Origin of the sequence: Thauera carbonicopians (assembly GCF_025699485.1) — a bacterium.
In the GTDB taxonomy this organism is placed as follows: Bacteria; Pseudomonadota; Gammaproteobacteria; order Burkholderiales; family Rhodocyclaceae; genus Thauera.
Map to the genome: position 1 here is coordinate 40506 of NZ_JANUXN010000016.1, position 14150 is coordinate 54655.

10 protein-coding genes are annotated in these 14150 nt (G+C 64.9%); 9 read left to right on the top strand and 1 reads right to left on the bottom strand.

The features are described from left to right. The first annotated feature begins 86 nt into the window (after positions 1-86). From NX068_RS16790 to NX068_RS16810, 5 genes are all read left to right on the top strand, one after another. Positions 87-1679, top strand: coding sequence for an ABC transporter substrate-binding protein (locus NX068_RS16790; RefSeq protein WP_263462408.1), 1593 nt, complete (start codon positions 87-89; stop codon positions 1677-1679). A gap of 141 nt (positions 1680-1820) precedes the next feature. Next, positions 1821-2801 carry an ABC transporter permease gene (locus tag NX068_RS16795; protein WP_263462409.1) on the top strand — a complete coding sequence of 327 codons (981 nt, stop codon included), beginning with the start codon at positions 1821-1823 and terminating at the stop codon, positions 2799-2801. A gap of 10 nt (positions 2802-2811) precedes the next feature. Continuing rightward, a complete protein-coding gene (locus NX068_RS16800; protein ID WP_263462410.1) occupies positions 2812-3732 on the top strand; it encodes an ABC transporter permease in 921 nt (306 codons plus the stop codon). After that, positions 3729-4787: an ABC transporter ATP-binding protein gene (locus tag NX068_RS16805; RefSeq protein ID WP_263462411.1), complete on the top strand. Its 1059-nt coding sequence runs from the start codon at positions 3729-3731 to the stop codon at positions 4785-4787. Before NX068_RS16800 ends, NX068_RS16805 begins: the two co-directional genes overlap by 4 nt. Further along, the gene (locus NX068_RS16810; protein ID WP_263462412.1) at positions 4784-5794 is read left to right on the top strand and encodes an ABC transporter ATP-binding protein; all 1011 of its coding nucleotides are present in this window, start codon (positions 4784-4786) and stop codon (positions 5792-5794) included. Before NX068_RS16805 ends, NX068_RS16810 begins: the two co-directional genes overlap by 4 nt. Before the next feature lie 88 nt (positions 5795-5882). On the opposite strand, the gene NX068_RS16815 is transcribed toward NX068_RS16810, so the two are convergent. Further along, positions 5883-6782, bottom strand: coding sequence for a DUF4351 domain-containing protein (locus tag NX068_RS16815; RefSeq protein WP_263462413.1), 900 nt, complete (start codon positions 6780-6782; stop codon positions 5883-5885). 190 nt (positions 6783-6972) lie between these two features. Between NX068_RS16815 and NX068_RS16820 the strand changes: the two genes are divergently transcribed. From NX068_RS16820 to NX068_RS16835, 4 genes are all read left to right on the top strand, one after another. Next, a complete protein-coding gene (locus tag NX068_RS16820) occupies positions 6973-8100 on the top strand; it encodes an aminotransferase class V-fold PLP-dependent enzyme (protein ID WP_263462414.1) in 1128 nt (375 codons plus the stop codon). A gap of 440 nt (positions 8101-8540) precedes the next feature. Beyond that, positions 8541-9347: a HamA C-terminal domain-containing protein gene (locus NX068_RS16825; RefSeq protein WP_263462415.1), complete on the top strand. Its 807-nt coding sequence runs from the start codon at positions 8541-8543 to the stop codon at positions 9345-9347. After that, a complete protein-coding gene (locus NX068_RS16830) occupies positions 9334-12834 on the top strand; it encodes a DEAD/DEAH box helicase (protein ID WP_263462416.1) in 3501 nt (1166 codons plus the stop codon). The genes NX068_RS16825 and NX068_RS16830 overlap by 14 nt, the downstream gene beginning before the upstream one ends. A gap of 284 nt (positions 12835-13118) precedes the next feature. Further along, complete coding sequence (locus NX068_RS16835) at positions 13119-13808, top strand: helix-turn-helix domain-containing protein (RefSeq protein ID WP_263462417.1); 690 nt, start codon at positions 13119-13121, stop codon at positions 13806-13808. The last annotated feature ends 342 nt before the right edge of the window (positions 13809-14150 follow it).

Consider the following 14150-nt stretch of genomic DNA (forward strand, 5'->3'; position numbering starts at 1 on the left):
ACCAGCATTTCATCGTTCCGCCCCATGGGCCGGCAACGGACAATCGGGGCACGCACCGTGCCCTCATTTGCCAGGAGAACCCACCCATGCCGCAGCACGCCTCCGTTTCCCGTCGTCCTTCCCTGCTGACCCGCCTGCTGCTCGGCGCCGCCACGGCCGGCGCGCTGCTGCCGGCCTGGGCCGCCGACCTGCGCATCGGCCTGTCGTCCGACGTCACCTCGCTCGACCCCCACTTCGTCAACATCGCGCCGAACATCGCCTTTTCCGACCACATCTTCGACACCCTGGTGAAGTCCGACGCCAGCGGCAAGCTGGTCCCGGGGCTGGCGGAAAGCTGGCGCGCGGTGTCGCCGACCACCTGGGAGTTCAAGCTGCGCCAGGGCGTCGTCTTCTCCGACGGCACGCCGCTCACCGCCGAGGACGTGGTGTTCTCGCTCGACCGTCCCGGCACGATCAAGAACAGCCCCGGCCCTTTCACCAGCTACACCAATCAGATCGTCCGCAAGGAAATCATCGATGCCCACACCGTGCACCTGCACACCGCGTCGGCCTACGGCCCGCTGCCGCTCGACCTGATCTCGATCTACGTGGTGTCGAAAAAGGCCGCCGAAAACGCCGGCACCGAGGACTTCAACACCGGCAAGGCGCTGATCGGCACCGGCCCGTTCAAGTTCGCCGCCTTCCGCAAGGGCGAAAGCATCGAGATCACGCGCAACGAGCGCTACTGGGGCAGCAAGCCCGAATGGGACAAGGTGGTGTTCCGCATCCTCGCCTCCGACGCGCCGCGCCTGTCGGCGCTGCTGGCCGGCGACGTCGATGTGATCGAGAACGTGCCCGCCGCCGACCTCGCCCGGCTCAAGACCAACCCGCAGGTCACGCTCGCCCAGCACACCACCTGGCGCACGCTGTTCTGGCAGCTCGACCAGTTCCGCGACCAGAGCCCCTTCGTCGCCGACAAGGACGGCAAGCCGCTCGCCAGGAACCCGCTCAAGGACCTGCGCGTGCGCCAGGCGATCTCCAAGGCGATCAACCGCCAGGCGCTGGTCGAACGCACGCTAGAAGGCCTGGCCGAGCCGGCTTCCAACATCAACGCCCCGGGCATCTTCGGCTACAACGACCGGATCCCGCTCGAGACCTACGACCCCGAAGGCGCCAAGAAGCTGCTCGCCGAAGCCGGCTACCCCGACGGCTTCTCGCTGACCATCCACGGCACCAACAACCGCTACATCAACGACGAGCAGGTGGTGCAGACCGTCGCCCAGTTCCTCAACCGCATCGGCATCAGGACGCGGGTCGAGACCCAGCCGGTCGCCACCTACTTCGGCAAGGCGCGCGCGCACGAATACAGCTTCGCGCTGCTGGGCTGGGGCTCGCTCGCCACCGACTTCACGCTGCGCTCCATCGTCGGCACCATCGATCCCGACACCGGCTGGGGCAGCTGGAACTGGGGCAAGTACAGCAACCCGAAGGTCGATGAACTGGTGGCCGGCGCGCTGGCCGCGGTCGAGCCGGCCGAGCGCGAACGCCTCGCCCGCGAAGCCGCCGGCGTCGCGCTGGGCGACCTGGCGGTGATCCCCTCGCATCACCAGCTCGCCACCTGGGCACTGCGCAAGGGCTTCGCCTACGATGGCCGCATCGACGAGTTCACGTTTGCGCATGAAATTCGCAGTGTGCGTTGAGGAAAGCCGCCCCGGGGCTGGCGCAGGATGGGTAGAGCGCAGCGAAACCCATCATCGATCGCAACGTGATGGATTGCGCCTTCGACTCTACCCATCCTACAGCTCTGAACAAGCGCCGGCCTGCCGTAACGGAGCCGCCGCATGACCCTGTTCCTGCTGCGCCGCCTGCTGCAGACCGCCCAGGTGCTGTTCATCATGTCGCTGCTGGTGTTCGTCGGCGTCTACGCCGTCGGCAATCCGCTCGACATGCTGGTCGATCCGCAGGCCACCGCGGCCGACACCGCCCGCGTGGCCGCGGCGCTGGGGCTGGACCAGCCGCTGTGGGTGCAGTACTGGCGTTTCCTCGGCAACGCGCTGCAGGGCGACCTCGGCAACTCCTTCCTGCACGGCACACCGGCGCTGCAACTGATCGTGCAGCGCCTGCCGGCGACGCTGGAGCTGGCCGTCAGCGCGCTGCTGATCGCGGTGCTGCTCGGCATTCCGCTCGGCCTGTGGGCCGGGCTGCGACCGGACAGCTTCGGCGGGCGCACGATCATGGCCGGCTCGATCCTGGGCTTTTCGCTGCCGACCTTCTGGGTCGGGCTGATGCTGATCATGGTGTTCTCGGTGCATCTCGGCTGGCTGCCGTCCGGCGGGCGCGGGCCGACGCGCGAATTCCTCGGCCTCGAATGGTCGCTGCTGGCGCCCGGCGGCTGGCGCTACCTGCTGCTGCCGGCACTCAACCTGGCGCTGTTCAAGCTCGCGCTGGTGATCCGCCTGACCCAGAGCGGCACCCGCGAGGCGCTGCTGCAGGACTACGTGCGCTTCGCCCGCGCCAAGGGCCTGCCGCCGCATCGCGTGGTCGGCGTGCATGTGCTGAAGAACATCATGATCCCGGTCGTCACCGTGGTCGGGCTGGAATTCGGCACCCTGATCGCCTTCTCGGTCGTCACCGAATCCATCTTCGCCTGGCCCGGCATCGGCAAGCTGCTGCTGGACTCCATCAACCAGCTCGACCGGCCGGTGGTGGTCGCCTACCTGCTGCTGATCGTGTTCATCTACACGCTGATCAGCCTGGTGGTCGACCTGCTCTACGCCGCGCTCGACCCGCGGGTACGCCTCGCGGGCGGACAGACGGCATGAGATTCAGCCAATGACGGCCTCTGCTTCTTCCGCTATCTCAGCCTCCCACCCGAGCGCAGGCGGCTGGCGCACGCTGATCCGCGCCTACGCGACCAGCCCGCTGGCGCTCGCCGGGCTGGTCCTGCTGCTGGTGATCGTCACCGCGGCGCTGGCCGCACCCTGGATCGCGCCGCAGGATCCTTACGACCTGTCGCAGCTCGACATCATGGATTCGCGCCTGCCGCCGGGCAGCACCAGTGCCGACGGCAGCCTGCACTACCTGCTCGGCACCGACGGCCAGGGCCGCGACATGCTGTCGGCGATCCTCTACGGCCTGCGCATCAGCGTCGCCGTCGGTTTCAGCGCCACGCTGCTGGCACTGGCGCTGGGCATGTCGCTCGGGCTGGTGGCGGGTTATGCCGGCGGGCGCATCGATGCCTTCGTGATGCGCGCAGTGGACATCCAGATGTCCTTCCCGGCGATCCTCACCGCAATGATCCTGCTGGCGCTGTTCGGCCAGGGCACGGACAAGATCGTCATCGCCCTGGTCGCCTCGCAGTGGGCCTACTACGCCCGCACCACGCGCAGCGCGGCGCTGGTCGAAGGCCGGCGCGAATACATCGAGGCCGCCCGCCTGCTCGGGCTATCCACGCCGCGCATCCTGTTCCGCCACCTGCTGCCCAACTGCCTGCCGCCGCTGATCGTCGTCGCCGCGCTGCAGGTGGCGGCGGCGATCGCGCTGGAAGCCACGCTGTCCTTCCTCGGCCTCGGCCTGCCGGTCACCGAGCCATCGCTCGGCCTGCTGATATCCAACGGCTTCCAGTACCTGTATTCCGGCCGCTACTGGATGAGCGTGTTCCCCGGCGTGGCGCTGCTGCTGACCATCGTTGCCCTCAACCTGGTCGCCGACCGCCTGCGCGAGATCCTCAATCCGCGCCTGCAACCACAATGACGTCGATCCCGCCCTCCACCACCCACGGCGCCGAACCGCTGCTGCGCGTCCGACACCTCAGCACCCGCTTCCGCAACCGCGATGGCGAAGTGACGGCGGTCGACGATATCAGCTTCGAACTGGCGGCTGGCGAAGTGCTGGGCCTGGTCGGCGAATCCGGCTGCGGCAAGTCGATGACCGGCTACTCGCTGATCGACCTCGTCGATCCGCCCGGCTACGTCGCCGGCGGCTCGGTGCGGCTGAACGGCCGCGAACTGCGCGGCCTGCCGGCCAAAGCCTGGCGCGCACTGCGCGGCGACCGCATCGCGATGATCTTCCAGGACCCGATGCTGACGCTGAACCCGGTGCTGCGCATCGACACCCAGATGGTCGAGGCCGTGCTCGCCCACCGCCGTATATCCCGCGCCGAGGCGCAGACCCGCGCGCTCGACGCCCTCGAACGGGTCGGCATCCCGGCCGCGGCCGAGCGCCTGCGCAGCTACCCGCACCAGCTCTCCGGCGGCATGCGCCAGCGCGTGGCGATCGCCATCGCCCTGCTCAACCAGCCCGACCTGATCATCGCCGACGAACCCACCACCGCGCTCGACGTCACCATCCAGGCGCAGATCCTGTACGAGATGCAGACCCTGTGCCGCGAAGCCGGCACCGGCCTGATCTGGATCACCCACGACCTGTCGGTGGTCGCCGGCTTGGCCGACCGTGTCTGCGTGATGTACGCCGGCCGCATCGTCGAGCAGGGCAGCACCGCCCAGGTGCTGGAACGCCCCGCCCACCCCTACACCCGTGGCCTGCTCGACGCCACCCCCGCCGCCGCGCTGGCGCGCGGCCACCACCGCGGCGAGCCGCTGCGCCAGATTCCCGGCAGCGCGCCGCCGCTGTCGGCGCTGCCGGCCGGTTGCGCCTTCCGCCCGCGCTGCCCGCGCGCGAACGAATCCTGCCTGCAAGTACCCCCCAGAGTCGAGACGGCAGACGGCCAGGAAGCGCTGTGCTGGCACCCGCTGTCGCCCGGCGAAGCCCTGCCCGAGGCGAGCACCGCCATTGGAGTGCAGTCATGAGCACCCCGCCGCTGCTCGCCCTCCACGGCATCCACAAGCACTTCGGCCCCCGGCCGGACTGGCTGGAAGGCCTCGGCATCCGCCTCGGCTGGCTGCCGCCGCCCGCCCGCGTGCACGCGCTCGACGGCATCGACGTCGACATTGCCGCCGGCGAAGTGCTCGGCTTGGTCGGCGAATCCGGCAGCAGCAAATCCACCCTCGGCCGCGTCGCCGCCGGCCTGCTGTCGCCCGACCGGGGCACGCGCCTGTGGCACGGCAAGGAAATCGAAGCCACGCCGATGGCGGCCAACGGCATCCAGATGGTCTTCCAGGATCCGTCCGCTTCGCTGAACCCACGCATGCGGGTGGCCGAGCTGATCGCCGAAGCGCCGCGCACCCACGGCCTGATCACCCGCCGCGAACAGGCGGACTACGTCGCCGAGCTGCTGCGCCAGGTCGGCCTCGACCCCGGCGCGGCGAGCCGCTTCCCGCACCAGTTCTCCGGCGGCCAGCGCGCCCGCATCGGCATCGCCCGCGCGCTGGCGGTGAAACCCGAACTGCTGATCTGCGACGAGCCAGTCGCGGCGCTCGACGTCTCGGTGCAGGCCCAGGTGCTGAACCTGTTCGGCGAACTGCGCAGCCGCCTCGGCCTGACCTACCTGTTCATCAGCCACGACCTCGGCGTCGTGCGCCACCTGTGCGAGCGCGTCGCCATCCTCTACCTGGGCCGCATCGTCGAAAGCGCCCCGGCGGACGCACTGTTCACCGCGCCCGCCCACCCCTACACCCAGGCCCTGATCGCCGACGCGCCGACGCTGAAGGCCAAGAAGAAACGCTTCGTCGCCATCCGCGGCGAACTGCCCTCGCCGCTGTCGCCGCCATCCGGCTGCCACTTCCACCCGCGCTGCCCGCACGCCTTCGCCCGCTGCCGCGAGGAACGGCCGGTGTTGCGCGAGATTTCACCCGGCCATCGAGCTGCCTGTCATTTGCACGACGGTCCCTCTGCCCCGTCCCTGCTGCCACCCTGACCCCAGGCCCCAGCCAGTATCGCAAGCAAGCAAATGAAAACGGCACCCACAAACAGGTGCCGTTTCTTCCAGTTCAACCCCTCGGGCTTCACTTCTCACTGAATACATCCTCCAAGGTTCGCGCATCCAGGATGTTCTCAGCCCATTGTTCCAGCTCTACCGATTTTGCCTTGCGCAAGCGCTCATCCGTCACCGGATCGAGCGGACCGAAACGGCGTGTAAGCTGCCGAATCAACACGGCGAGTTCACCTTGGTGCATCCCCTGTTGCACGCCCTCGCTGCGCACGCGTTCGCTCCAAGTCATCATGGTCTGCTTCTCCTGCGGGTACTGTTCGGCAAAAAGCTCACGCTCATTATCGGTAAGCCGGCTGTAGATGTCGATGAAGTCCATGTATTTGAGGCGCTTTTCCATGTCCGGTTCCAGTTCCAGCAGACCTTGGAAAGCCCAGGCGAAGACATCGACCGCAGCCTGTCTCACATAAGCCATGTTGGGCAGATTGAGCCGGGCGACGATGTTGTCACTGTCGCGGAACTGCTCGGCTGGCATCTCGTCAAGAATGCAGAACAGGTAGCGGAACGACAGGAAAGCATGATTCTCACTCCCCAGTTCCAGCCGCTTGCGGATACGCGCGTCTCCGCGCAAGAAAACCACCACGGGCACCACGCGATCGGTCTTGCACAGTTCGGCCAGATCGAGGCAGTAATGGCCGAGCCGGTGGATGGAGAAGCGTGCCGGATCACTTTTCTCTTCCAGCACGAACAGCAACGCCTCCCTGCGACCGTCGGGCCACTCCACCAGCAAGGGCACGTCCAGTTCGTGAAAGCGGTCGCCGAGGCGGTTCTTCAGTTGCTCCTGCCGGATCGGCGTAATCCGCACCGATTCGTCGATATGCATCGCTTCGTCCGGAGCAAAGAACTCCAGCGCCTGACGCGGATAGTCGAGGATCAGATTCTTGAAGTTCTGGTCGTGACTGTTGGGAGCAGACATGGCGGCACTCCGGCTGGTGATGCCAGGATCATCATCACGCACTCGCTCAATGTCAATATCATTATTGGACGTATCCCCCACAGTGCCTTCGTCTCACCTTCGGCTACAATCGGCCGTTTCCGGCAGGTCGTTGACTGCCGCCCGCCCGATGGAAACATCCGGCCCCCGCAAACAAAACTGGAGATCACCCATGCCCGGACTGCTGCCCAACGTCGACCCCGATGGCCTGCTCGAATACTCGGTGGTGTTCACCGACCGTTCGCTGAACCACATGTCCAAGGCCTTCCAGGGCGTGATGCGCGACATCTCGGCGACGCTGAAGAAGGTCTATAACGCCAGCGCGGTCGCACTCGTGCCCGGCGGCGGCTCGTTCGGTATGGAGGCGGTGGCGCGCCAGTTCGCCACCGGCAAGAAGACCCTGGTGATCCGTAACGGCTGGTTCAGCTACCGCTGGACGCAGATTTTCGAGATGGGCGGCATCCCGTCCGAATCGATCGTCCTCAAGGCCCGCCCGACCAGCAGCGGCCCGCAGGCACCTTTCGCGCCGGTGCCGATCGACGAAGTCGTTGCCGCCATCCGCCAGCACCGCCCCGACCTGGTCTTTGCGCCGCACGTCGAAACCGCTGCCGGCATGATCCTGCCCGACGACTACCTGCGCGCAGTGGCCGACGCGGTACATGAACACGGCGGCCTGTTCGTGCTCGACAGCATCGCCTCCGGCGCCGTGTGGGTGGACATGCAGGCCTGCGGCGTCGACATCCTGATCAGCGCGCCGCAAAAGGGCTGGAGCAGCTCGCCCTGCGCGGCGATGGTGATGCTCAATACCACCGCGCGCGAACGCATCGACGCCACCACCAGCACCAGCTTCGCCGCCGACCTGAAGAAGTGGCTGCAGATCATGGAAGCCTACGAGGCCGGCGGCCACGCCTACCACGCCACGCTGCCGACCGACGCGCTCGCCGCCATGCGCGACATGATGAAGGAAACCGAAGCCTTCGGCTTCGACAAGGCCAGGGACGCGCAATGGGAGCTCGGCCGCCGCGTGCGCGCACTGCTGCAATCGCGCGGCATCCGCAGCGTCGCCGCCGAAGGCTTCCAGGCCCCGGGCGTGGTCGTCAGCTACACCGAGGACGACGGCATCAAGAGCGGCGCCAAGTTCATCGCCGCCGGCCTGCAGACCGCCGCCGGCGTGCCGCTGCAATGCGACGAACCGGCGGACTTCAAGACTTTCCGCATCGGCCTGTTCGGCCTCGACAAGCTGGGCAACATCGACCGCGCCGTGGGTAATCTGGAGCGGGCGCTCGACGCGCTGGGTTGAGAGTTCAACAGTCTTCGCTGGCCGGCATTAGCCGCCGGCGAAGACTGCGTGACGAGGCGTTCTCGGCCTTTGCGGTCGTTAATGCCAACGAGCTCGAATGGTTACTTTCGGCCAACTGCGGAACTTCGTCTTTCCCCCTGAGTAGTCATCCAGAAGACCGGTTCACTCTGAAACCTGCCGAACGGCCTATGGATGATCGAAAGCCACACCCAGTCGGTCAACGGCCATAGCCTTGGAATTTCGCCAGAGCAGCCCACTGGCAATCCAGCCTATTACCGCACGACAGACTCGCACATCCCCTAGCCCATACGCGGGATCACCTCCTCGTATCGGACGTTCGAGGCTCGTGACAGTGTCCGAAGCTGCCCTTGGCTCTGATATTCGGTGATGGAAGTCACGACAATGCCTTCGCCGGTGGGGCATGATCGCTATCACGATTCATGCTCACTGATTGGGGGCGCGCTGTGGGGCTATATGAAAGGTGGTGCGAGGCAAACAAGGAAGAGGAAAAACGCAAGCATTACTGGACCTACGTAGAGAAGGATGGCGGCCGCGACGAGATTCGCGCTGACTTGGCTGAGACTATCCGCTCGCATTACGACCGACTCGAACGCATCGCCGAGGACGTCGATCGGCTCGGATATAAGGTAGCTGCCAAGATTCTCATCGAGGCTATGCCCCAGACGCCCAAGGGCCGCTCAGGCGATCTCGGTGAGATCCTCGCGACCGAGTTGGTCGAGGAAGAGATCGGCTTGCGCGTCCCCGTGCGCCGCCTCCGCTACAAAGACGGCCGCAACATGGCCATGCGCGGGGATGACTTCATCGGCGCTGGCTACGATGGGGCCGGTGAAAAGCTCTGGCTGCTAAAAGGCGAAGCCAAGAGCAACAAGGTACTCGGCAAAGCCACGGTTACGAACGCCCGCAAGGTGCTCAACCGCGACAACGGCCGTTGCACGCCCGATTCGCTGCTGTTTGTCGCCAACCGCCTGCTGGAGAGCAACGATCCAGATGACAACGCGCTGGGTCGCAGTCTCCGTGACGAGGTGGGCCTGAAGTCCCTTCGCGCCGATCGCATCGACCACATGCTTTTCACCGTGTCGGGCAACGGCCCGCACGCTTCGCTGAAAGAGGACCTCGACGCCACGGGCACCAGTCGAGATCATTACGTCGTGAACATCCACGTCGAAGATCACCAGGACTTCATCGCGGCCATGTACGAGGAGGCGGAAAACCTTGGAGACGATTGACGAACTGACCACGTTCCTGACGACCGCGACCGGCGACGGTATCCTTGGGCACCTCCTCTATCGCGGTGCGGCTTGGTCGCTGATGCGCGAGGACGGCGTGTTGCCCCCTGATGCGCCGCCGCTGGGCGCGACGATCGAAACCGATCTTGCCGAACACGGCTTCGCCCTGCTCAGGGGCGCCATGGCCCTGCGTGCTCAGGCTGGCGCCTCAAATTTGACCATCAAGGCGTTCGAGCGCGCTGCCAACGCCTTCGAAGCCCTTGTTCGCAACGGCGATTCGGAGTCGCCAGATCGTGGCTTCCGTCGCACCATAGCCGCCGCAGCCTATCACCTCGCCGGCTTCTCAGCCGTCGCCTATTCGCTATTCAACGAGACTGCGAACGATCTCAATGCCTCGCCAGGCGAGACGGCGATCCAACACCTGATCCTGCGCGATCTTGGCCAGTTGCGTGATTTCGTTCGCGAGTGGCTGGATGACGAAGCTCACGACGATGAGCAGATCGCCGAGTCGCTGCGGGGTGAAGAGGCTGACGTGGATGACGCGCTGTCTACCATCCTCAACACGACGATCTGCCGGGCGCTGGCGCATTTTGATTTCGCGCTCGAGACAGGCGAATCCGAGCCAATCGAGACCGCGCGGGCGCTGCTCGCCACCGCAGTGAGTCTGGCGGACAATGCGGAGAATGTTCCGCTGTGGTGGATCTCGAACATTTGCCGTCACCTTATCGATGATCTCTGGCAGCATTCCCTCCATCAGAATTTGCCGACCGAGCCGCCAGGGGGAACGGAGGAAAAATACCCGGACCTGCGCCGGCTGTTCATCTCGTCGCTCTACGCTCGCAAGACTTCCGAGGTAGAGCTATGGCCATCACAGCGCGAAGCGGCCCTGCGTTCCACCGACGTCACGGACGACCTAGTCGTCGCCTTGCCCACCAGCGCCGGCAAGACGCGGGTGGCGGAGATCGCCGCGCTTATGACCCTATCGTCGGCGCGCCGGGTGCTGATCGTCACGCCGCTGCGCGCTCTGTCGGCGCAGACCGAGCGATCTTTCAGAAAGACTTTCGCGCCCCTCGGCTTCAGCGTCTCCTCCCTTTATGGTGCCAGCGGCCTTTCGGCTGGCGATGAAGACGCGCTGCGCACCCGCGAGATCATCATCGCTACGCCAGAGAAACTCGATTTCGCCCTGCGAAGCGACCCGTCGCTGATCGATGATGTTGGCCTTATCGTCCTCGACGAAGGCCACATGATCGGCCCAAGCGAGCGTGAGATCCGCTATGAGACGCTGGTGCAACGCCTGCTTCGGCGCGCGGACGCGCGCGAACGCCGGATTGTCTGTCTCTCCGCTATCCTGCCCAGCGGCGACGAACTCAACGATCTTACCGCATGGATACGCTCCGACGAACCGGGCGAGCCAGTGCTTTCCGACTGGCGCCCCACACGGCAGCGGTTCGGCGCGCTCACTTGGCGGGGCAAGGACGCGCTGCTTCGGCTAGACCTCGACGACGATGGGCCGTTCCTCGACAAATTCGTCATGCAGAAGCCGGCGCGGGGGAACGAGAAGAAACCCTATCCGCGCAAGAACTCGCATCTCACCCTGTTCGCCGCATGGGAGTTCGCAAGCCAGGGCAAGCGGATCCTTATCTTCTCGACCCAGGCGAATTGGGTCGAGGGCTACGGCAAGCAGGTCGTGGACCTCTGCGAGCGCGGCTATCTGGACTCGCTGCTGGAGGATGAGGCGTCGATCACCCACGCTCTGGAGGTGGGCAAGGAGTGGTTGGGCGAAGACCATCCCGCCGTCGCCTGTCTGAAGGCAGGCGTTGCCATTCACCACGGCCGGCTACCGAGCCCGTTTTTGCGCGAGCTGGAAGTCCTGCTGTCCGAAGGTGTCCTGAAGGTCATCGTCGCGTCGCCGACGCTGGCGCAGGGACTCAACCTCAACGCCGCCGTCCTGTTAGTGCCGGTGCTGTATCGGGCGTCCGAGAAGATCAAAGGCGAGGAGTTCGCGAACGTCGCCGGGCGCGCCGGGCGCGCCTTCGTAGACGTCGAAGGTCTCATCGTCCACGTCATGTTCGATAAGATCGATTGGCGAAAGGAGGAGTGGCGAAAGCTGGTCGCCTCCGCCAAGGCCCGCACGCTGAAGAGTGGCCTCATCCAGATCGTCGCCGAGATCCTTGAGCGCCTGTCCTGCGAAGGTGTCCTGGATCGCGATGATGCTTGGGAATATCTCGCCAATGCTCGTGAAGCCTGGAGATCGTCTGAGGAGGAAGCCGCGGTTGCCGAGCACTTGGCGGCCAACGCGGAATACGCCGCTGATGGCGACGATGATGAAGGCGGCGATGACGAGTTGGAGAGCATTCACGAGGAGCCGCTTTCGCAAATCGTCGAACGCCTCGATGCGACCGTGTTCGGACTGATCGAAGCACTCGATTCCGATCGCGCCGACCTGCCGAAGCTGTTGGACGAGGCACTCCAGGGATCGCTCTGGGCTCGCCAGATCGCCCGAGAGGGTGGGGGCGTCGCCCCATTGCACAAAAAGGTGTTCGAGGCACGCGCCGCTCTCATTTGGAAGACCACCACGGCGCAGGCGCGGCGCGGACATTTCGCCATGGGTGTCGGGCTTGAGGCTGGCCTCAGCATCGACGCCATGGCCGACGAGCTGGCCAAAGTCCTCGACCGAGCTGACGGGGCGGCGCTGAGCGGCGACATCGACGAACTTGTCGATGCGCTTGGCGGCCTTGGGGAACGCCTGCTGTTCATGCGGCCTTTCATCCCCGACAAGGCGAACGCGCTGCCGGCAAACTGGAAAAGCATCCTACGCAGCTGGGTGTCCGGCGAGGAGGTTTCCAAGATCGGGCCGCAGAACATGCGGGCCGTCGAAGAGGCCTTTACCTATCGTTTGGTCTGGGCACTGGAAGCTGTGCGTACCCGCCGCATGTCCCTCGGCTGGTCGCCGGAGACTGTGGCCGGCGGCGCCGCAGCGGCGGTCGAAACTGGCGTCCCGCAGTTCATGATGGCGATGCTGATTCGCGCGGGCCTTCCATCACGGCGCGCAGCCATGGCGGCGATCGAGGACGCTAAGCCTGCCTTCTTCACGCCCGCCGAGATGCGGGCCTGGCTTGAATCCGACGAGATCACGGCCCACACGGACGCCCGCGACTGGCCGACGCCCGACACGGCCGCGCTATGGGCGCGGTTCCGAACCGAAGCCCTCTGCGGAGGTATTCAGAAATGGTCGGTCGAACATTACAAGCGTCTGCTCGACACCGCGGCTGCCCCACCTGCTGGCCTCTATCGGATCGTCACCGATGAGGGGGACGGACGGACTTGGCTGGCCACGCCCGACTATCAGCGGATCGCCGCGTTCAAGAAGCCGGCTGTCGATCCCAAGCCCAGCCTCTTCTCGGGTCGGTTACTGGGTAACACGAGGCTGGTGGATGTCTTGCGCGTCGGCCACGGGAAACTGCGCTGGCCGTCCGTCGATGCGTGAATGGGAACCGTCGAGTTGCTCTGCGCCTGCAGCGGCAACCAGAAGCGCCAACCAGTGGCGAACTGAGAACCGAGCACGCTTGGAAGACAGTGGAATCTAATCCAAGAGGCAGCAATTTTACGTTAACCCGATACAGTCGGAGATGTCGCACCGCTGACCGCTTATCCGAACGTCAGCCGCAGGGAGGCGCGGGCTGTGTCGTGTTGCTGTCGGGTCGCTGTCGTGTTCTGTCGGGAGACAGGATCTCAAACTGAGGTCGTCACCAACGAGAAAGGAGAACAGTGATGACTACTGAGCAAACCAAGAAACCCCGTTTGCTGAGCCCCGAAGAGCTGGCTGCGTTCGTCAAGATTATGCGCGACATCCGCAAATGGTCCCAGGAGCAGTTGTCTGGAATATCTGGCTTGAGCGTTCGGACGATCCAGCGTGTCGAGAGTGGTCGGCACTCCGACCTTGATACCCGTCGCGCCTTGGCGCGGGCCTTTGAGTTAGAAGACATCGATGCTCTGAACAAGCCTTTCCACTTCCCTACAGAGGCAGAGATTGAGGCAGAAAAGGAGATATTTGACCGCGAGCACATTACGCTTGAAGCCCTGCCTCTCACCACTGGCAAGCTGCTCGCTCAACTCGCTGAGACGACGGCCATGGACCTCATTACCTCGGGCTTCGCGATGGCACGCGAGGCGGATGAGACGTTTGCGCTTCTAACCGACTACTTTCGGGAATACAGGGATTGCGCCGACCTGTACCAAGAAAGGGATAAGCTCGACATTCATGACGAAATGCAAAGCCACATCGACAGCCTGAAGGAACTGGGCGTATCGTTGTGCTACGCAACCCGGAAGGTTGCTGTGAGATTCAGGGATGAGACCGCTAAGCCAATGGAGATGCTCACTCTGTACCTTGTCTCGTTCCCTCTGGGCAAAGAACCTGCGGAATTTGCCACGCCGAGGGACATGCCCATCAAGTTTTGAGTCTCCGCGGTTCCCGGTCCCGTCGCCACCAGGTCTGCCAATATGGCGCTCTCTTCAGAGGACATATTCATTAACTGAATTGACCCGCCCGTAGTCGGCAGCCTACGGACGGGTTGATGACCAATCGGCCGGCAGGACGTATGACGCCAATGGCCGACCAGTTCGTGCTCAGTCTCCGAATTGTATGGCGGCTCCACTCGGCAACCTGCCTTTGGAGACGGGAGACGGCGAATGTCTCTTGTGGGTCGGTAGCCGTAGCTCGGGGGCCAAGCATCGGACAACAGCTTTGGCCGAACAACAGCCCCACCACCGAACGCCAGGTTCAAACCCGCGCAGCCCGCC